This is a genomic window from Halorientalis pallida, assembly GCF_004118325.1.
GTDB lineage: Archaea > Halobacteriota > Halobacteria > Halobacteriales > Haloarculaceae > Halorientalis > Halorientalis pallida.
Genome location: NZ_RDFA01000001.1, coordinates 846,534 through 863,681 on the forward strand (window position 1 = coordinate 846,534; position 17,148 = coordinate 863,681).

Consider the following 17,148-nt stretch of genomic DNA (forward strand, 5'->3'; position numbering starts at 1 on the left):
CGGCAGAGCGCGTCAGTTCGTCTCGTCGATCTCGTCGACCCAGTCCGGTCGCTCGACTGTCACGTCACCGAGGTGTTCGATGCGGAACGTCTGTTCCAGGTGGCCGCTCTCCAGTTCTATGCGGAGCGAAGCGTCGTAGACGACGTCGTCGGAACCGACCAGTACCTCGCCGCTGGCGTCGGTGACGGTCCCGCTGATCCGACTCCGATCCGCCTCGACGAGTTCGAACCGAACGAGCGTCCGCCCGTCGCGCTCGACGGTGCCGGCGTCGGTGTAGTTCCCGTTGCGGAGGATACCGCCGAGGCTCTCTCCCCCGCCGAGCATCTCGGGTTCGTGACGTGCCTCGAACGACCCCTGGAGCGGTGCGCTCCTGGTCGTCGTCTCGCCGTCGGACACGGCGTCGATGTACTGCGTGCCGTCCGCGAGGAAGAGCCGATTGGTCTCGCTGGTGGCGTCGAAGACGAACAGCCGACGCTCGTCGGTCAGACTGCTCCGTGTCCGCTGGGTCACCGTCAGTGACTCCCCGCCGGCCTGCTGTTCGAGCGTCTGGGTGAGCGCGTAGTCGGTCGTGGCGAGTCGCTGGTCGGTCGCCGCGATCAGCGCGCTCGCGTTCTCGATACCCGTCGACGCGGTACCGGCCGCGTTGCCGGCGTCTCCGTCTGTTGCCGGAGATTCCAGTGTATCCGTGCCGTTCCCCGCCGGGTCGGTGCCGGACCCACCGGGTGAACCGCTACAGCCGGCCAGCACCACCAGCAGTCCCACTGCCACGAGAGCGATGCGGTCCGTTCGCATGCGGGCGGTTTCGGATAACGGTCACTTAATCACGGGGACTCTTTCGTCGCGGCCAACGCCGCCACGGCCGCTACACCTTTGTCGGGTGCCATGTTACCGTTACACATGGGAAAGCGCATCCTGGTTCCCGTCGACGGCTCCGACCAGTCCCGGGCGGCCTGTGACTTCGCCATGCGGGAACATCCGCAGGCGGAGTTCGTGCTGTTGCACGTCATCAACCCGACGGAGGCGGGGTACAGTGCGGGGGCGTCGTTCCCGGCCGCGTCAGAGGAGTGGTACGAACACGCCAAGGAAGACGCCGCGGCGTTGCTCGAAGAACTGGAGGAAGAAGGCCGCGACCTCGACGCAGCGATCACGACCGACACCGTGGTCGGCAAGCCCGCCCGCGCCATCGTCGAGTACGCCGCAGAACACGACGTCGACCGGATCGTGATGGGGAGTCACGGCCGCTCGGGGGTCACCCGCATCCTGCTGGGTAGCGTCGCCGAGAACGTCGTCCGGAACGCGACCGTTCCGGTGACCGTCGCGCGCTGACGCGCGACAGAAAGCACTTACCCGGACTGGACGACCCCCGACCATGCGACGGCGCGCCCTCCTCGCCGCGGTCGGTGCCGGCTGTGTCGCCCTCGGTGGGTGTCTCAGTGATGGCAGCGACGATACGCCCGTCCCGACGACGGAACCCGCGTCGGCACTGGACTCCGCTCCGACCACGACAACGAATTCGACCACTGGCTCCGGTTCGACCGGGACGTTCGACTTTGCCGAGGACGTCGGAATTTCGGTCGCGAACTACAGCGAGCCGACCAGAACGGTCACTGCGACCGTCACCGCCGACGGAGCGACGACCTTCGAGGACAGCGTGACCCTGGCGACACGCGAATCGACGATGCTCGATCCCGGCATCGACGAGAAAGGAGAGTACGAACTGATCGCAGAAACCGACGGCGGTAGACGGGACAGTCTTCCGCCTCGATCGGCGAGTACCACCTCGAAGCCGGGTCGAATTTCGTCGTTTGGATCCGACCGGAGCGGTTCTCGGTGATGATCGAGCAGTGACGAATCCGCTAGCGGACGAGCACAGCACCCGCACGCGAGCGAGCCGGAGGCTCGCGAGCGCGCGGAACCGGCCCGAGTGACCACGCGCGCCCTCGGCGCGCACGGGAGGGAGGGCCGATTTTTGACCGAGCTCTTTGCCCGACTCTTCGCGCGGGCGGCGAGAAACTCGCCGCCCGCGCGTCCGGGGGGTGCAAAAAGGTCGTTAGAAAATGTTCGCCTGCTGGTACACGGAGATCCCGTCGCCGGTGATCTCGTAGGGTTTGGTCTCCCGGGAGTGGTTGGCGTTCCGGATCTTCTGAATCTCGACGGCCATGCGGGTCTCGCGGGTCTCCTGGCGGACGTAGCGCAGGTGGAAGACGGCGTCGGTCAGGTACTCGATGATGCCGTGCCGGGAGGCGTACTCGTGGGACTCGCTGGCCTCGGAGGTGAGCATCGTGGTGACGCCGGCCTTTTTTAGCGACCGGGTGAAGTCGAACACCTGGGTCCGGCGCTTGGCCTGGTTGTCGTACATCATCTCCAGCAGGGACACCGAGTCCAGCACGAGGCGGTCGGCCCCGAAGTCCTTGATGAGTTCGGGGAGTTCGGCCTGGATGTTCTGGAGGCTGTTTGCCATCTCCACGGGGTCTAAGTCGATGATGGCGAGGTTGTCTTCCTCCTCGTGCTCGGCGAAGTTCCAGTCGCGTTCGTCGGCGGTCGCCATGATGGCGTCGTGGCTCTGTTCGAGGGTGATGAAGACGGCCTTCTCGGTGTCTTCCTTTTCGAGGCCGTGGTGGAGAAACTGGAGCCCGAAAGTGGTCTTCCCGGTCCCGGCCGATCCGATGGTCACGATGAGGTGGCGACGCGGGATGCCGCCCTGAATCATGTCGTCGAGGCCCTGAATCCCCACGTCGAGGCGGGGGATGTCGGACTCGAAGTCCTCGTCGTCGAACTCACTGCCGCCGCCACCACCGCCGCCACCGCCGCCGGCCGACCCGAACGCGGAGGCGAAGTCGTCGTCGAACAGTTCGCCGTCGTCGCCGCCACCGCCGTCTCCCCCGCCGCCGCTGCCGAACGGCCCGCCGTCCTCGTCACCGCCGCCACTACCGAACGGACTGCCGCCCTCGTCGCTGCCGTCGCCGAACGACCCCCCATCGTCGGCATCGCCGCCCCCACCGAACGGGCTCTCGCCGTCGGCGCCGTCGCTCTCGCCGGCCCCGAGGGCGGCCGCGTCGTCACTGCTCTCGCCGCCGAACGGACTGTCGTCAGCCTCGGCGCTTCCGTCGCCGAACTCGCCGGCCGCGTCGTCACCGTCGAACGGACTGTCGCTCCCGTCGCCGAACGGTGACTCGTCGCCGGCGTCGTCGCCGAACGGTGATTCCGCACCGTCGGCGCCACTGTCGTCGTGCCCGTCGTCAGCGCCTTCGGCGTCGTCACCGTCGGCGTCCTCGTCGCCGACGGCGCTCTCGAACCAGTCGTCCTCCTCACTCATGAGTGGTTCACTGACGGCCGGGTGGCCATGTCCGACCCTGGGTATGCTGCGACATATATGTTGCCCGGGTCTCACGTGCCGATACGTCCGCAGGGGCCGGGACTGGTCCGCCCGGTTTATAATGACCCGTTGCCAAACCCGAGACGGATGAACGTCGGCATCGTCGCCCAGCGGGACAATCCCCGCGCCGCCGCGCTGGCCAACGAGATCCGGACGCACCTCGACGACGCGGACGTGCCGACAGTCGTCGACGAGACTACTGCCACGCAACTCGGCCCCGACGCCGAGGGCGTCCCGGTCGACGAGATGGCCGGCCGTGAGCTGGTGGTCAGCATCGGCGGCGACGGCACCTTCCTCTTTGCCGCCCGGGGCGCAGGGGCGACGCCGATCATGGGCGTCAACCTCGGCGAAGTCGGGTTCCTGAACGCCGTCTCGCCCGACGCGGCCGTCGAGACCGTCGACGACGTCGTCCGGGAGATCCGCGAGGACGGCGGCCCGCACACCCGGTCGATGCACCGACTGCAGGCCCGCGGCGACGGCTGGTCGCTCCCGCCGGCGATCAACGAGGTCGCCGTCCTCGGCACACAGCGCGGGCACGGCCAGGGCGTCGACCTCGAGGTCACGGTCGACGGCGCGACCTACACCGCGGGGCACGCCGACGGCGTGTTGATCGCGACGCCGACCGGCAGTACCGCGTACAACCTCAGCGAGGACGGCCCGCTCGTCCACCCGGACGTGTCGGGCCTGATCGTCACGGAGATGGCGGGCGAGTCGGAGATGCCGCCGCTAGTGGTCGGTGTCGACAGCGAAGTAGAAGTGATCGTCGAGAACGGCGCGGAAGCGGTCGTCGTCGGGGACGGGCGGACGAGCGAGACGGTGACACCGCCGGCGACGGTCACGCTGACACGGGCGGCGAACCCGGTCAGAGTGGCGGGGCCGCCGCTGGATTTCTTCGCAGGACTCGGAAAACTCGACTGATTACTTCTTGGCGGTGACGTACACCATCGGGGCGAGCACGAGCAAGGCGATGCCCAGGAACTTCCAGTGGGGTTTCGCGAGCATGCTCTGGGGCGTCAACAGGAACAGAAGCCCGAAGCCCAGGAACTGCATGGCGTAGACACGCTGGGACTTCAGCGGCAGGGCTGCCAGGGCAGACAGAATAAAGATCGCTAGGAGCGCCTGCCCGACGTTGTACTGGAGCAGGAAGTTGTCGATCACCTGCAATGGTAGCGCGAGCATTCTTGGCTAGAACTGACCCTGTAGCGCTCTAAAAACTTCCGTTACGCGCCCACCGTCACGTGGGACCGCTCAGATCCAGCGGGCGGACCCAGACGTACCAGATGAACAGGATGGCCCCGACGTAGCCCAGAGCCCACACCAGACTGCCGAGCGTGCTGTAGCCGGCCGCCCCGAGCGCGTAGTTAGCCAGCCCGGGGAGGACGACACCGCCGCTCAGTACCAGTGCGAACTTGGCCTTCTCGGACAGGCCCGTCGCCGCGTCGGTCTCGTGGCCGCTCATACAACCGTCCAGGGGCCGGATGGGTGTGAATGGTTTGGTTCGGCGGCGTCGGTGTCACTCGACGGGCAAAATTATAACTCGTCGGTCCGTGACGAACGTGGTATGGGGAACGATTCGGCGGCGACGGTCCTCGTCGTCGACGACGAGACGGAAGTCGCCGACGTGTACGCGCTCAAACTGGAGCGTGACTACGACGTCCGGGTCGCCTACGGCGGGCAGGAAGCGCTGGAGAAGGCCGACGACGACGTCGACGTGGTGTTGCTCGACCGCCGGATGCCCGACCTGTCGGGCGACGAAGTCCTCGCGGAACTCCGCGACCGCGGGGACGACTGCCGGGTCATCATGATCACCGCCGTCGACCCCGACTTCGACATCATCGAGATGCCGTTCGACGACTACCTCTGTAAGCCGGTCGAGAGCGACGATCTGGTCGGCGCCGTCGAACAGCAACTCGCGGCCGACACCTACGACGACCGACTGACACAGTACTACGAAGTTACCTCGAAACTGGCCCTGCTCGAAGCGGAGAAGACACCCCAGGAACTCGAGGCAAACGAGGACGTGGCGGCGTTACGAGAGCGGGCCGACCGGCTCGAAGCGGAGATGGCCGAGTCACTGTCGGACTTCGAGGACTTCGAGTTGGCGTTTCGCGAGATCGACCGCCAACCCGGTCGGTGACGTTCGGTCAGAAGATGCCGTGATGCCGCCTGAGGAACGGCATCGCGGCAAGCTGGCACGTGGTGCTTGCGGGACGGCTGTTGAGGGAGACGTGGGCGCGTCTCCCGCCGGTGAGAATCGGAAGCGATGAACCACCCACCCACCGGCAAGGAATAATATCACCTCTTCTGCAATTAAATTTTTACCCGGAAATGCTTGGTCGTTTAAATAGCTATCCCGCTCGCGTCAGGCGTCGACGTCCCGGCGACAGACGAGGACGGACCGGTCGGCGTCCAGCAGGACGCTCTGGGTGACGCTCCCGAACAGGACCTTGCCTGTCGGGGACCGTTTGCGGCCGCCGATACAGATGAGGTCCACGTCGTCCTCGGCGGCGACGTCGAGGATGGCATCGGCCGGGCTTCCGGAACGCTCGTCGAGCGTCACCGAGTAGCCGGCGTCTTGGAGGTGTGACTCGGTCCGGCGGGCCGACTGCAACTGTGTGATCGACGCCCCCGATGGGTTGTCGGTGAAGGAGTGCAAGACGGTGACGTGGACGTCCTCGGGGCCGCCCGGCAGGTCCTCGACCGCCCGGGCCTGTCTGAGCGCGCGGTCGGTGTCAGTGTCGATGGGCATCAGTATCTCGTACATATCACCCTCCTGGCCCGGCAGTGTGTTAAATCGGGGTGTAACGTATCAGATTCTGAGAACTGGACGGGCCAGGGGTGGACCACCGGTCGAACTGGGCGGGTGCGTACCAGGGTTACCCACGACAACCAGGTATCGGGACGTAACTATATGCCGGTGGACGTTCTGCGTCCGTGTATGAGCGACGATCCGATCGAGATCTGGTGTGCCGGCGAGGACTGGTGTGCGGTGACCGCGACGGCCTCGTTGATCGGGAAGAAGTGGCACCCGGTCATCGTCGACCGGTTGCTCGCGGAGGGGCCGCTGGGGTTCAACGCGCTGAAAGACGCGGTCGACGGGGTGTCGAGCAAGGTGCTGTCGGACAGTCTGGAGGACCTGGAAGAGCGCGGGATCGTCACGCGCTCGGTCGTCAGCGAGAAACCGTTCCGCGTCGAGTACGCGCTGACCCAGCGCGGTGACGAACTCGCGCCGGTCATCGAGGCGATGCGTGAGTGGGGCCGTGATCACCTCGTCCCCGCGCCGGACGAGGGGTCACCGGCCTGACTACTCCTCGGCCTCTTCTGCGATCAGTTGCCCGTTGCCGTCGGCTTCGAGCGTCTCGGTGACTGTCGTACTGTGCTCCAGGGTGTCGAGGCGGTCGGTCACGGTGCAGACGCCGTCGCCATCACTGCAGGGCGCGACGTACGCCAGTTCGCCGTCGTGGTACTCCGCGAGGGTGAACATCGGCAACACGAGCGCGACGTAACTCTCCTCGGTCATCTCCGAGGAGACCCGCCGCGTCTCGAAGAAGGAACTGATCGAGCGGTCCGTGTCCGCGGCCCAGTCGCGAAACTGTTCGACGCGGTCCAGCACGTTCTGACCCGCGTCGGTGCGTGCAGCAGCCGTCGAGAGGCTGACCTGCCGTCCCCAGACGTCGAGGTTGAACTCGTTGATCTGCCCGGTATCTACGAGTCGTTCGAGTCGTTCGATCACCGCTTCTTGGCGGCCGTGCCCGGCACGGGGTGTGAGTGATCGAACGTGGAGATCGACGGTGACCCTCTCCGCAGTAGTCTCAGTGGTCATTGTACCCGGGTGTCCGTACCAATCAATTTACTGAATTATAAAGATTTGGGCGCGAAAAATAAACGCACGACGTGGCCGGTATTACCGCGTTGCACTTCCGGATAATCGACAGCGGACAGACGCGAGTCCACAGTTCGCTCGACGCTCGACCTCACTCCCGATCCGATCCGCCTTTCCGCGGTGATATCGGTAGCTGAAACTCCACGGTTACCTGACGCTCACGGACTTACCATGTGGTGCGGTAACACTTAACACGATAGGAGTCCTACGTCTATCCGGAGGGGGAATCACGATGACACGAGTACCTGTCGACGACGCGGACGCCGGACGAGACGCACCAGTAGCCGCCGGCCAGTTCGTGGGACTGGACGCCGCCGAAGGCGTCATCGTCTACGACCGGCACAACCACCGCGCCTGGCTCCAGTCCGACGGCGCGGTGTCGGTCACGGACCGACGGTGAACTGCCTGAGGGGCGACGGCCGCGGGCCGACCAGCCGCTGCACTCCCTCGTCTCGCACCTTTTTGCTCGCGGCCGACGACAGTAGGTCCATGCCGGAACTCGCCACGTTCGGAGAGACGATGTTGCGCCTGTCCCCGCCCGGCGACGAACCGGTCGAGACGGCCGGGACCTTCGAGGTTCACGCCGCCGGGGCCGAGAGCAACGTCGCCGTCGCGGCCCAGCGCCTCGGCGTCGAGTCGACCTGGCTCTCGAAGCTCCCGGAGTCGCCGCCCGGTCGCCGCGTGCTGGCCGCGCTCCGCCAGCACGGCGTCGAGCCCGCCGTCGTCCTGACCGAGGAGGGCCGGCAGGGGACCTACTACCTGGAGAGTGCCGACCCGCCCCGCGGGCGAACGGTCACCTACGACCGCGAGGGCGCGGCCGTGCGGACCGCGACGGCCGCTGAACTCCCGACCGGTCGGATCGAACGCGCCGACGTCTTCCACACGACCGGCATCACGCCCGCGCTCTCGGCGACGCTGGCGACGACCACCGCCGACCTGCTCGAACTCGCTCAAGAGGCCGACACGACGACCGCGTTCGACCTGAACTACCGGTCGAAACTCTGGTCGCCCGAGGCGGCCCGGGAGACCGTTACCGACCTCCTGGACCTCGTCGACCGCTTCGTGGTCGCCGACAGGGACGCAGAGCGGGTCCTCGGGCTGACCGGCTCACCGGTCGAGACGGCCGAGCGGCTCGACGCGGACCACGACTTCGAGACGGTCGTGGTGACCCGCGGCGACGAGGGCGCAGTCGCGGTCCACGACGGGCAGACCCACGAACAGCCCGCGGTTCCCGCCGGTAACGCCCACCCGGTCGGTACCGGCGACGCCTTCGTCGGCGGGTACCTGGCCAGTCGTCTCCAGGGCGGGAGTGTCCCGGACGCGCTGGCCTACGGGACGGCGACGGCGGCACTGAAACGCACGGTCCCGGGCGACGCGGCCGTCGTCACACCCGCGGCCGTCGAGCGCGCGCTCGCGGACGCGACCGGCGGAATCGAACGGTGACCCGCCCGCAGTTGGCCCGCTGGTGTGAGTAGCCGGGAAGGAAATAACTCGTATTCGAGTAAAGATTTTATCGCTCTATCGCGTAGGTCGCCCTATGGCCACGTCACGATACGCGCCGACCGAGCACGTGATCCGGGGGGACGACCCCGAAGGCGAGACACTGGCGGTGACCGACCTCGCGGACGGCGGGACTTTCGCCCGGGTACACGCCGCGGGGCCGGCGGACGCGCGGACCGCAGTCGGGGCCGCCGAGAGCGCCGAGCGGGCCATGCGCGAGACGACGCTGGTCCAACGCGCGGACTGGCTCGACCGGATCGCCGACGAACTGGAGGCACGGCGCGAAGAACTCGCAGAAGCCATCGTCCGGGAGGCGGGCAAACCCATCACGAGCGCCCGGAGCGAGGTCACGGCTGCAGTCGAGCGGTTCCGGCGCGCGGTCGAGGAAGTCCGCGACCTCCAGGGCGAGTATCTGGAGGGGACCACCGCGGCCCACGAGGGCTGGCGGGCTATCGTCGAGCCCCAGCCCGTCGGGACGGTCCTCTGTCTCACGCCGTACAACTACCCGCTGGCGACGACGGCGTTGCAGGTCGCCCCGGCGCTGGCCGCGGGCAACGCCGTGATCGTAAAGCCAGCCACGCAGACGCCTGTGAGCGCCGCGATCCTCGCGAATGCGGTCGACGCCGTCGACCTGCCCCGCGGCGCGTTCAACTACGTTCCCGGGCGGGCCAGCGAGATCGGCGACACGCTGGCCGGCGACAACCGGATCGACGCCATCGCCATGACCGGGTCGTCGGCCGCCGGGAACCACGTCGCCCACGAGAGCGGGATGGTCACGCTCCACATGGAACTGGGCGGGAACGCGCCCGCGCTGGTCTTCCCCGACGCCGACCTCGATGAGACGGTCGGCCAGTGCGCCAGCGGGGCGTTCAAGTACGCCGGCCAGCGCTGTTCGGCGGTCTCGCGTGTGCTGGCTCACGAGTCCGTCCACGACGAGCTGGTCGCCCGCCTCGACACCGAGATGGACGCCTGGACCGCGGGCGACCTCTTCGACGAGGACACCACCTTCGGCCCGCTCATCAGCGAGGAACAGGCCGATCACGTCGAGGAACTGGTCGCGGACGCCGTCGAGCGTGGTGCGGAACTGGTCCGGGGCGGGGAGCGGGACGGACAGTTCTTCGAGCCAACCCTGCTCGCGGACGTGCCCCACGACGCGCGCCTGATCGCGGAAGAGCAGTTCGGCCCCGTCGCGGTCGTGACGAGATTCGCCGACGAGGCCGAGGCGCTCGACCTCGCGAACGCGGGTGATCTCGGGCTTGACGCGGCGGTGTTCACCGCCGACCACGACCGCGCCATGCGACTGGCCGAACGCATCGAGGCCGGCGCGGTCCGGATCAACGGCACCCCCTCCCACGGCCTGGGCGACATCCCGTTCGGCGGCGTGAAGAACTCGGGCATCGGCCGCGAGGGGATCGGGTACACCATCGAGGCGTTCACGACGACCAAGACCATCGTGCTGTGAGCGAGCGGACACTCCCACACATCTATGCGCCTGCGGTGAGAATCGCGGACGAGACCGCCCGGTCACCCATCTATGCGCAACGCAAAGATCGTCTGTACCATCGGCCCGGCTTCGGACTCGCGCGAGCGACTGCGCGAGCTGATCGAGGCTGGAATGGACGTGGCGCGACTGAACGCGAGCCACGGGACACCCGCGGACCGCCGCGCGGTCGTCGACCGCATCCGCGAGGTCGGCGGCGAGCTTTCGGCCCCCGTCGCCGTGATGTACGACCTCGCCGGCCCGGAGATCCGGACCGCCCCCACCGAGGACCCGATCCACGTCGAGACCGGCTCGACCGTTCGCTTTTCGGCCAGTGAGACGGCCACCCCCGAGGAGATCGGGCTGTCGTCGTCCATCGCGGCCGTCCAGCCCGGCGACCGCGTGTTGCTCGACGACGGCCGCATCGAGACCGTGGTCGAGGAGAGCGGCGAGGACGCCGTGACCGCCCGCGTCGAGGACGGCGGCGACCTCGCCGGGAACAAGGGCGTCAACGTCCCCGGCGTCGATCTCGGTCTCCCCGTGGTCACCGACCAGGACCGCCGGGATATCGCCGTCGCCGTCGAGCGCAACGTCGAGTTCGTCGCGGCCAGTTTCGTCCGCAGCGGCGCGGACGTGTACCAGGTCGCCGAGGCGATCGACGACGAAGGCGGCGACATTCCCGTCGTCGCCAAGATCGAACGCGCCGACGCGGTTGCGAACATCGAAGCCATCGCCGACGAGGCCGCCGGGGTCATGGTCGCCCGCGGCGACCTCGGCGTCGAGTGCCCCATGGAGGAGGTCCCACTGATCCAGAAGCGGGTGATCCGGCAGTGCCATCGCGCGGGCGTCCCGGTCATCACCGCGACGGAGATGCTGGACTCGATGATCCACGAGCGCCGGCCGACCCGCGCGGAGGCCTCCGACGTGGCCAACGCCGTCCTGGACGGCACCGACGCCGTCATGCTGTCGGGCGAGACCGCCATCGGCGACCACCCCGGGACCGTCGTCGAGACGATGGACCGGATCGTCCGGGACGTGGAGGGCAGCGCGGAGTACGCCGAGTCCCGCGAACAGCGGGTCCCGCCGGCCGGCGAGAGCCGGACGGACGCGCTGGCTCGATCGGCCCGCTTCCTCGCTCGCGACGTGGGAGCCAGCGCCATCGTCGCGGCCTCGGAATCGGGCTACACCGCCCGGAAGGCCGCCAAGTACCGCCCGGACATGCCCATCGTCGCCGCGACGCCCAGCGAACGCGTCCGCCGACAGCTCTCGCTGTCCTGGGGCATCCAGCCCGAGTACGCCGACTACACCGAGAACGGCGCGGACGCGGTGATCCAGACGGCGGTGCAGTCGGCCATCGACGCGGGCGTCGTCGACCCAGGCGAGACGGTGGTCGTCCTCGCGGGCATGATGACCGAACTCGACGGACTCGACACCGCCAACACCCTCAAGGTCCACGTCGCCGCCGAGACCCTCGTGTCGGGCCGGTCGGTCGTCGACGGCGTGGTGTCGGGCCCCGTCTTCCACGTCACGGACGGCGACCTCGACGGACTGCCCGACGGCGCGATCCTCGCCGTCCCCGCCGACTTCGACGGCGAGTTCGAGGGCGACCTCTCGGCGGTCGGCGGCATCGTCACCGGCCACGAGGGCGTGACTGGGTACGCCGCCATCGTCGCTCGCGAACTCGGGGTCCCGACCATCGCGGGTGCCGAACTCGCCGACGTGGCGGCCGGCACCGACGTGACGCTGGACGGCGAGCGTGGCGTGGTCTACGCCGACCGGATCACGGACAGGGCGACGTGAGCTAACCCCTGGGACGTGGTTTCCGGTTGCATCAGAAGACACGCCGAGCGAACGGTCTTAAGTGCGCGCCGGGCGACCGTACAGACGAGAATGTACGCGGGAGTAGACCTCGGGGCGACGAATCTCCGGACCGTCGTGACGGACGTGGAGGGGCGAATCCTCGGCCGTGATCGACGGTCGACGCCCCAGAACGAGGGGGGCATCGCCGTCACCGAGGCCGTCCTCGACTCGCTCCGGTCGGCCTGCGAGGCGACGGGGACGACGACGACCCGGATCAACGCCGTCGGGATCGGCTCGATCGGCCCGCTCGACACCGCCGCCGGCGCGGTCGAGAATCCCGTGAACGTCGACGGCGCGGACCGGATCCCGCTCGTGGGCCCAGTCCGAAACCTCGTCGACAGCGACGCCGTCTACCTCCACAACGACGCCAACGCCGGCGTGCTGGCCGAGCGGTTCTACGCCGACCGCGCGCCCGACGACATGGTGTACCTGACGATCTCCTCGGGGATCGGCGCGGGCGTCTGTGTCGACGGGAACCTGCTCTCGGGGTGGGACGGCAACGCGGGCGAGATCGGCCACGTCGCGCTCGATTCGGAGAGGCCAGTGACCTGTGGCTGTGGCGGCACCGGGCACTGGGAGGCCTTTTGTTCCGGCGAGAACATCCCCGAGTACGCCCGGATCGTCCACGACCGGGAGGACGTGGAGACGGACCTGCCCGTCGACGGCGAGTTCGGCGCGGCGGCCGTGTTCGAGGCGGCCGGCGCGGACCCGCTGGCCGACCGAGTGCTGGATCGGCTGGCCCACTGGAACAGCCACGGCATCGCGACCATCGTCCACGCCTACGCCCCGATCACGATCTCCGTCGGGGGCGCTGTCGCGCTGAACAACCCCGAACTGGTCCTCGATCCCGTCCGCGAGCGCCTGCCCGACCTCGTGGTCTCGAACGTCCCCGAGATCAGGCTGACCGAGTACGGCGACGACATCGTGGTGAAAGGGGCAGTCGCGAGTGCGATGACCGCTGGGACTGGTGACCGGGGGCGAATCCGCAGATAATCAGCGGTCCCGGCGGTCGTAGAGCCGGCGGAAGACGGCGGTCGGGAAGCAGGGTTCGACGCGGCTGGGCGGGCGGCCGTGATCGCCCGACGCGTCGCTGCGGACCCGTTCGACGATCCCGGTTTCGGCGAGTTCGTAGAGGAATCGCTTGACCGTTCCCGGCGAGAGGTCGACCCGGGCGGTGATGGCGTCGGTGGCGGCGTCGACCGAGGCGCGCTCGTCGTCGGTCAGGTCGACCAGGACGCGGCAGACGCGCTGGCGGTTCTCGGGGAGCGCGACGACCCGACCGAGCGCGCAGGTCGGGCGGGGGACGTCGTCGATGGCGGCGGTGACGTCCTCGCCGTAGATCCGTGATCGGTCGGCCGCGCCGGCGCGGTCGGCGGCCCCGAACAGCGCCGCGAGGGCGTCGTGGGCGTCGCCGTCGGCCCAGTTGGCGATCTCGCGGATCCCCTCGTGTTCGATGGCTTGGTCGGCCAGGCCGGCCGAGGCGCGACTCGTCAGGACGTCCGCCAGCGCGTGCCGGCGGTAGGCGGGAATCTCGATGCACTCGGCCGGGAGCGACGCCTCGACGGCGGCCGGTTCGGTTCGGCCCACGGCCACCCACGAGAGGCGGGCGAGCGGCGAGAGGTGGTCGGTGACGGTGCCCAGATCGGGCGTCGCGGGCTCGCCGACGTGATCGACGGCGACGACGACGGCACGACCGCCGGCGAGTTCGCGTGCGAGGCGATCCCGGAGCCGGTCGGTCCCGACACCGCGGGTGGGGACCTGCTCGTCGACGAGGGCGTCGAGGACGGCCCGATAGAGGGCGAAGGGGCTGTCCGCCGTCCGGGCGTCGACGTAGACGAACGCGAGGTCGCCGCCGGTGTCGGCGCGAGTCGCGGTGTGGATCACCGTGCCCGACCCGGTGACCTGGGTCGAGAGGTGGTCGAACAGCGCGGTCACGACCGCGGTCTTGCCGGCACCAGCCGGGCCCCAGACGTAGGTCTCGGGCGGGAGATCGCCGTCGAAGACCGGATCGAGGGCGTCCAGCAGGCGTTCGAGGATCGGCCCCCTGCCGGTCGGTTCGGGGACGTGCGAGACGGGGCTGATGGCGTCGTAATCGCGGACGAGCGGCGTGTCGCCGCTACTCTCGCGCCGACGACGGATTCGTTCTCTCAGATTCATAGGCTCAGGGGAGCGGGATCCAGACCGCCTGGTTGTCGGTCACCGGGAAGATACCCGCCAGTGCCAGCACGGCGATGATGAAAGTTCCGAAGACGATGGCCGCGGCGGGCGGATCCACGTGGGTGTCGCTGTGCGCGTAGAACACCCGCTGGAACAGCTCGCCGAACAGCGCACAGACGACGCCGAAGGCAGCGCCGACGAGGAGGCCGGCGGTCGAGCCGAGGCCGGTCAGCACCGCCGTCCCCGATCCGGTCACGGCGAGTGCGGCAGTACTTGCTGGCAGCGTCACGTGGTGGGTGACCGGGATCTGCTCGACGCCCAGGTTCAAAAAGAGCAGGCTGGCCGCGCTGATTCCGAACCCGAGGAAGGGGCTGCCCGTCGCGATCCCGATGTACGCGCCGAGGATCCCACCGACGAGGCCGATGGTGGCGACGTTGGCCCACTCGTACTGGTGGCCCAGCCACGGCTCGATGGCCAGCCGCCCCGACGTGGTGCCCCCGTCGTTGATCCGCCCGTCGTCGGTGGCCCTGGACGTATCCGCCGGGTACGTCTCACCGCGCGCGAAGGGGGTCATGTCGAGGACGTTTCGCCCACGGATCGGGCCGACGATCGGATAGCGAAAGACGAGTCGGTGGGCGAACGCCGAGAGGACGACGCCCATCGCGATGGGGTCCCAGGGGAACCCGAAGCCGGCCGAGGTCTGCCGGATCACCATGCCGAGGACACCGAAGACGCCGCCGACCGCCAGCACGTCGGGTTTCGTGCCGAGCGCCCAGGTGATGTTCTTGGCCTCGTGGTAGGGGAAATCGGTGTCCATGTACCCCCTGCGGGCGGCGTAGGCGGCGGCTGCGGTGCCGGCCGCGAAGGAGATGTGGGGGCCGAAGACGGGGCCGAACGCGACCGATCCCGTGATGCCGGTCGCGATCTCTCCCGGGGAGACGGCCGCCAGTTCCTCGGCGAGATCGACTCCGACGAGGTTCGCGGCTTCGCCGGCGATCACCATGATTCCGGTGAAACAGAACGCCGGGAGTGCCCCGAGCGCCGCGCCGAACGCCCCGCCCGCGAACGCCGCGATCCAGAGCGTCGGGTCGCTCAGCGCGGCGATCACGGCGGATAGCGTCACCCTCAGTCACCACCGTCGCGAGCCCAGTCTTTCGAGCGTTCGACGGCGTCGTGCCAGCGCTCGAAGCGCGCGTCGGCGTCGGCGCGATCCATCTCGGGGCCGAACTCGGCGTCGACGTGCCAGTTGTCCCGGAGTTCCGACAGGGAGTCCCAGTAGCCGACCGCGAGGCCGGCGGCGTAGGCAGAGCCCAGTGCGGTCGTCTCGTCGACCTCCGGCCGGACGATGTCGGTCCCGATGATGTCGGACTGGAGCTGACAGAGGAAGTTGTTCTTGACCGCGCCGCCGTCGACTCGCAAACTACCCATCTCGACGCCGGCGTCGGCCTCCATGGCCTCGGCCACGTCGCGGGTCTGGTAGGCGATGGCCTCCAGGGTGGCCCGGACGATGTGTTCGCGGCGCGTTCCGCGGGTCATCCCGACGATGGTCCCGCGGGCGCGGCCGTCCCAGTGGGGTGCCCCGAGGCCCGTGAACGCGGGGACGAGGTAGACGCCGTCGGTCCCGTCGACCGAGCGGGCGAGTTCGGCCGTCTCGCCGGGGCTCTCGATGAGATCCACGTCTTCGAGCCACTCGATGGCCGCGCCGGTGACGAAGATCGAGCCCTCCAGCGCGTACTGGACGGGTTCGCCGGAGCGCTGGAACCCGACGGTCGTCAGCAGGCCGTGGTCGCTCTCGACGGCCTCGCTCCCGGTGTTCATCAGGAAGAACGACCCGGTGCCGTAGGTGTTCTTGGCGTCCCCGGCGTCGAAGCAGGTCTGCCCGAACAGGGCGGCCTGCTGGTCGCCCAGCGCGCCCGCGACCGGGACCGACGCGCCGAGGAAGCCGTCGGGGTCGGTGTAGCCGTAGTGACTCTCGTCGGAGGAGGGGCGGACCTCGGGCAACATCGCTCGCGGGACCGAGAACTCCGCCAGCAGGTCGTCAGACCACGCCATCTCGTGGATGTCGTACAGCATCGTCCGCGAGGCGTTGGTCACGTCGGTGACGTGGTTCCCGGTGAGGTTGTAGATCAGCCAGGAATCGATGGTTCCGAGCAGGAGTTCGCCGGCCTCCGCGCGGTCCCGGACGTCCTCCGGCCGGGTCCGTTCCATCTTGATCGGGTCGGCGTTCTCGAGCAACCACTCGGCTTTCGTCGCCGAGAAGTAGGCGTCCGCTTCCAGCCCAGTCTTCTCCCGGATCCACTCGACCTTCTCATCGCGTTCCAGACGCTCGACGCGGTCGGTCGTCCGCCGGTCCTGCCAGACGATGGCGTTGTGGATCGGATCGCCCGTTTCGGCGTCCCAGACGACCGTCGTCTCGCGCTGGTTGGTGATGCCCAGCGCCGCGAGCTGGGTGGCGTCCAGTCCCGCCTCCGCCAGCGCCTGCGTGATCACCGCTTTCGAGTTCTCCCAGATCTCGACGGCGTCGTGTTCGACCCAGCCGGGTTCGGGATAGATCTGTTCGTGTTTCTCGTAGGCGTTGGCGACGACCTGCCCCCCGTGATCGAAGACCATGAATCGGGTGCCGGTCGTCCCCTGGTCGATCGCCCCGACGTACGTGTTGGCTGTCATTGGTGTCTCCAGTACCACCGACGACGTTCTTTACGGTCGGCAGCGGCGTGATGGTGAAAATCCACAGCGGCCATGAAAAACCTTCCGCAGCCCCGCGCCGGTCGGTAGCGTGGGATCGATCGGAATCGTTCGGTTTAGATTCGCTTCCGGCGGTTCGTCCGATATCGTCGCGGCACTCGGTCGCCGTCGACGCCCGGTGAGTGGTCGGGATATCGACGCGTCGAC

19 protein-coding genes are annotated in these 17,148 nt (G+C 68.4%); 10 read left to right on the top strand and 9 right to left on the bottom strand.

The features are described 5' to 3' along the window. Positions 1 to 12: 12 nt before the first annotated feature. The gene (locus tag EAF64_RS04585; RefSeq protein ID WP_129067771.1) at positions 13 to 792 is read right to left on the bottom strand and encodes a DUF7537 family lipoprotein; all 780 of its coding nucleotides are present in this window, start codon (positions 790 to 792) and stop codon (positions 13 to 15) included. A gap of 105 nt (positions 793 to 897) precedes the next feature. On the opposite strand from EAF64_RS04585, the gene EAF64_RS04590 reads away from it, so the two are divergent. Together EAF64_RS04590 and EAF64_RS04595 are read left to right on the top strand one after the other, a co-directional pair. Then, on the top strand, positions 898 to 1,326 hold the full coding sequence (locus EAF64_RS04590) for a universal stress protein (protein ID WP_129067772.1): 429 nt from the start codon (positions 898 to 900) through the stop codon (positions 1,324 to 1,326). Positions 1,327 to 1,369: 43 nt separating this feature from the next. After that, a complete protein-coding gene (locus tag EAF64_RS04595; RefSeq protein ID WP_129067773.1) occupies positions 1,370 to 1,834 on the top strand; it encodes a hypothetical protein in 465 nt (154 codons plus the stop codon). 216 nt (positions 1,835 to 2,050) lie between these two features. On the opposite strand, the gene EAF64_RS04600 is transcribed toward EAF64_RS04595, so the two are convergent. Beyond that, positions 2,051 to 3,316, bottom strand: a complete 1,266-nt coding sequence (locus EAF64_RS04600; RefSeq protein WP_129067774.1) for a KaiC domain-containing protein — start codon at positions 3,314 to 3,316, stop codon at positions 2,051 to 2,053. 147 nt (positions 3,317 to 3,463) lie between these two features. Here EAF64_RS04600 and EAF64_RS04605 point away from each other — a divergent pair, with 147 nt between their 5' ends. Next, positions 3,464 to 4,294 (top strand): NAD(+)/NADH kinase, encoded by an 831-nt coding sequence (locus EAF64_RS04605; RefSeq protein ID WP_129067775.1) that lies wholly within the window; start codon positions 3,464 to 3,466, stop codon positions 4,292 to 4,294. Here the strand turns inward: EAF64_RS04605 and EAF64_RS04610 are convergent, their stop codons facing one another. Next, positions 4,295 to 4,555 carry a hypothetical protein gene (locus EAF64_RS04610; RefSeq protein WP_129067776.1) on the bottom strand — a complete coding sequence of 87 codons (261 nt, stop codon included), beginning with the start codon at positions 4,553 to 4,555 and terminating at the stop codon, positions 4,295 to 4,297. It lies immediately after the preceding gene. A 55-nt stretch (positions 4,556 to 4,610) separates the two neighbouring features. Further along, complete coding sequence (locus tag EAF64_RS04615; RefSeq protein WP_129067777.1) at positions 4,611 to 4,835, bottom strand: hypothetical protein; 225 nt, start codon at positions 4,833 to 4,835, stop codon at positions 4,611 to 4,613. A 102-nt stretch (positions 4,836 to 4,937) separates the two neighbouring features. Between EAF64_RS04615 and EAF64_RS04620 the strand changes: the two genes are divergently transcribed. After that, positions 4,938 to 5,513 (top strand): response regulator, encoded by a 576-nt coding sequence (locus EAF64_RS04620; protein ID WP_129067778.1) that lies wholly within the window; start codon positions 4,938 to 4,940, stop codon positions 5,511 to 5,513. A gap of 225 nt (positions 5,514 to 5,738) precedes the next feature. On the opposite strand, the gene EAF64_RS04625 is transcribed toward EAF64_RS04620, so the two are convergent. Next, on the bottom strand, positions 5,739 to 6,140 hold the full coding sequence (locus tag EAF64_RS04625; RefSeq protein WP_129067779.1) for a universal stress protein: 402 nt from the start codon (positions 6,138 to 6,140) through the stop codon (positions 5,739 to 5,741). A 174-nt stretch (positions 6,141 to 6,314) separates the two neighbouring features. On the opposite strand from EAF64_RS04625, the gene EAF64_RS04630 reads away from it, so the two are divergent. Next, entirely contained in the window at positions 6,315 to 6,680 is a 366-nt protein-coding gene (locus EAF64_RS04630) for a winged helix-turn-helix transcriptional regulator (RefSeq protein WP_129067780.1), read from the top strand. Here the strand turns inward: EAF64_RS04630 and EAF64_RS04635 are convergent, their stop codons facing one another. Continuing rightward, positions 6,681 to 7,199 carry an HTH domain-containing protein gene (locus tag EAF64_RS04635; RefSeq protein WP_129067781.1) on the bottom strand — a complete coding sequence of 173 codons (519 nt, stop codon included), beginning with the start codon at positions 7,197 to 7,199 and terminating at the stop codon, positions 6,681 to 6,683. 292 nt (positions 7,200 to 7,491) lie between these two features. Here EAF64_RS04635 and EAF64_RS20800 point away from each other — a divergent pair, with 292 nt between their 5' ends. The 5 genes from EAF64_RS20800 to EAF64_RS04655 all read left to right on the top strand — a co-directional run bounded on the left by EAF64_RS20800 (position 7,492) and on the right by EAF64_RS04655 (position 13,092). After that, positions 7,492 to 7,659 (top strand): DUF7331 family protein, encoded by a 168-nt coding sequence (locus EAF64_RS20800; RefSeq protein WP_193767566.1) that lies wholly within the window; start codon positions 7,492 to 7,494, stop codon positions 7,657 to 7,659. A gap of 89 nt (positions 7,660 to 7,748) precedes the next feature. Beyond that, entirely contained in the window at positions 7,749 to 8,702 is a 954-nt protein-coding gene (gene kdgK1 / locus EAF64_RS04640; protein ID WP_129067782.1) for a bifunctional 2-dehydro-3-deoxygluconokinase/2-dehydro-3-deoxygalactonokinase, read from the top strand. A gap of 94 nt (positions 8,703 to 8,796) precedes the next feature. Then, complete coding sequence (locus tag EAF64_RS04645; RefSeq protein ID WP_129067783.1) at positions 8,797 to 10,221, top strand: aldehyde dehydrogenase family protein; 1,425 nt, start codon at positions 8,797 to 8,799, stop codon at positions 10,219 to 10,221. Between the two features lie 72 nt (positions 10,222 to 10,293). Continuing rightward, on the top strand, positions 10,294 to 12,039 hold the full coding sequence (gene pyk / locus EAF64_RS04650) for a pyruvate kinase (RefSeq protein WP_129067784.1): 1,746 nt from the start codon (positions 10,294 to 10,296) through the stop codon (positions 12,037 to 12,039). A 90-nt stretch (positions 12,040 to 12,129) separates the two neighbouring features. After that, on the top strand, positions 12,130 to 13,092 hold the full coding sequence (locus EAF64_RS04655) for an ROK family protein (RefSeq protein ID WP_129067785.1): 963 nt from the start codon (positions 12,130 to 12,132) through the stop codon (positions 13,090 to 13,092). Here the strand turns inward: EAF64_RS04655 and EAF64_RS04660 are convergent, their stop codons facing one another. The 3 genes from EAF64_RS04660 to glpK are packed head-to-tail and all read right to left on the bottom strand — an operon-like array spanning position 13,093 to position 16,923. Then, a complete protein-coding gene (locus EAF64_RS04660; protein ID WP_129067786.1) occupies positions 13,093 to 14,256 on the bottom strand; it encodes a Cdc6/Cdc18 family protein in 1,164 nt (387 codons plus the stop codon). A gap of 4 nt (positions 14,257 to 14,260) precedes the next feature. Further along, a complete protein-coding gene (locus EAF64_RS04665; protein WP_129067921.1) occupies positions 14,261 to 15,364 on the bottom strand; it encodes a hypothetical protein in 1,104 nt (367 codons plus the stop codon). A gap of 17 nt (positions 15,365 to 15,381) precedes the next feature. Then, on the bottom strand, positions 15,382 to 16,923 hold the full coding sequence (glpK, locus tag EAF64_RS04670; RefSeq protein WP_129067787.1) for a glycerol kinase GlpK: 1,542 nt from the start codon (positions 16,921 to 16,923) through the stop codon (positions 15,382 to 15,384). Positions 16,924 to 17,148 lie beyond the last annotated feature (225 nt).

Bases quoted from the DNA above. Each gene is read 5' to 3' on its own strand.
- EAF64_RS04590 (WP_129067772.1), top strand. From the start codon at position 898: ATGGGAAAGCGCATCCTGGTTCCCGTCGACGGCTCCGACCAGTCCCGG.
- EAF64_RS04585 (WP_129067771.1), bottom strand. From the start codon at position 792: ATGCGAACGGACCGCATCGCTCTCGTGGCAGTGGGACTGCTGGTGGTG.
- glpK (WP_129067787.1), bottom strand. From the start codon at position 16,923: ATGACAGCCAACACGTACGTCGGGGCGATCGACCAGGGGACGACCGGC.
- EAF64_RS20800 (WP_193767566.1), top strand. From the start codon at position 7,492: ATGACACGAGTACCTGTCGACGACGCGGACGCCGGACGAGACGCACCA.
- EAF64_RS04615 (WP_129067777.1), bottom strand. From the start codon at position 4,835: ATGAGCGGCCACGAGACCGACGCGGCGACGGGCCTGTCCGAGAAGGCC.
- EAF64_RS04630 (WP_129067780.1), top strand. From the start codon at position 6,315: ATGAGCGACGATCCGATCGAGATCTGGTGTGCCGGCGAGGACTGGTGT.
- EAF64_RS04635 (WP_129067781.1), bottom strand. From the start codon at position 7,199: ATGACCACTGAGACTACTGCGGAGAGGGTCACCGTCGATCTCCACGTT.
- EAF64_RS04600 (WP_129067774.1), bottom strand. From the start codon at position 3,316: ATGAGTGAGGAGGACGACTGGTTCGAGAGCGCCGTCGGCGACGAGGAC.
- pyk (WP_129067784.1), top strand. From the start codon at position 10,294: ATGCGCAACGCAAAGATCGTCTGTACCATCGGCCCGGCTTCGGACTCG.
- kdgK1 (WP_129067782.1), top strand. From the start codon at position 7,749: ATGCCGGAACTCGCCACGTTCGGAGAGACGATGTTGCGCCTGTCCCCG.
- EAF64_RS04595 (WP_129067773.1), top strand. From the start codon at position 1,370: ATGCGACGGCGCGCCCTCCTCGCCGCGGTCGGTGCCGGCTGTGTCGCC.
- EAF64_RS04610 (WP_129067776.1), bottom strand. From the start codon at position 4,555: ATGCTCGCGCTACCATTGCAGGTGATCGACAACTTCCTGCTCCAGTAC.
- EAF64_RS04645 (WP_129067783.1), top strand. From the start codon at position 8,797: ATGGCCACGTCACGATACGCGCCGACCGAGCACGTGATCCGGGGGGAC.
- EAF64_RS04625 (WP_129067779.1), bottom strand. From the start codon at position 6,140: ATGTACGAGATACTGATGCCCATCGACACTGACACCGACCGCGCGCTC.
- EAF64_RS04655 (WP_129067785.1), top strand. From the start codon at position 12,130: ATGTACGCGGGAGTAGACCTCGGGGCGACGAATCTCCGGACCGTCGTG.
- EAF64_RS04620 (WP_129067778.1), top strand. From the start codon at position 4,938: ATGGGGAACGATTCGGCGGCGACGGTCCTCGTCGTCGACGACGAGACG.
- EAF64_RS04660 (WP_129067786.1), bottom strand. From the start codon at position 14,256: ATGAATCTGAGAGAACGAATCCGTCGTCGGCGCGAGAGTAGCGGCGAC.
- EAF64_RS04605 (WP_129067775.1), top strand. From the start codon at position 3,464: ATGAACGTCGGCATCGTCGCCCAGCGGGACAATCCCCGCGCCGCCGCG.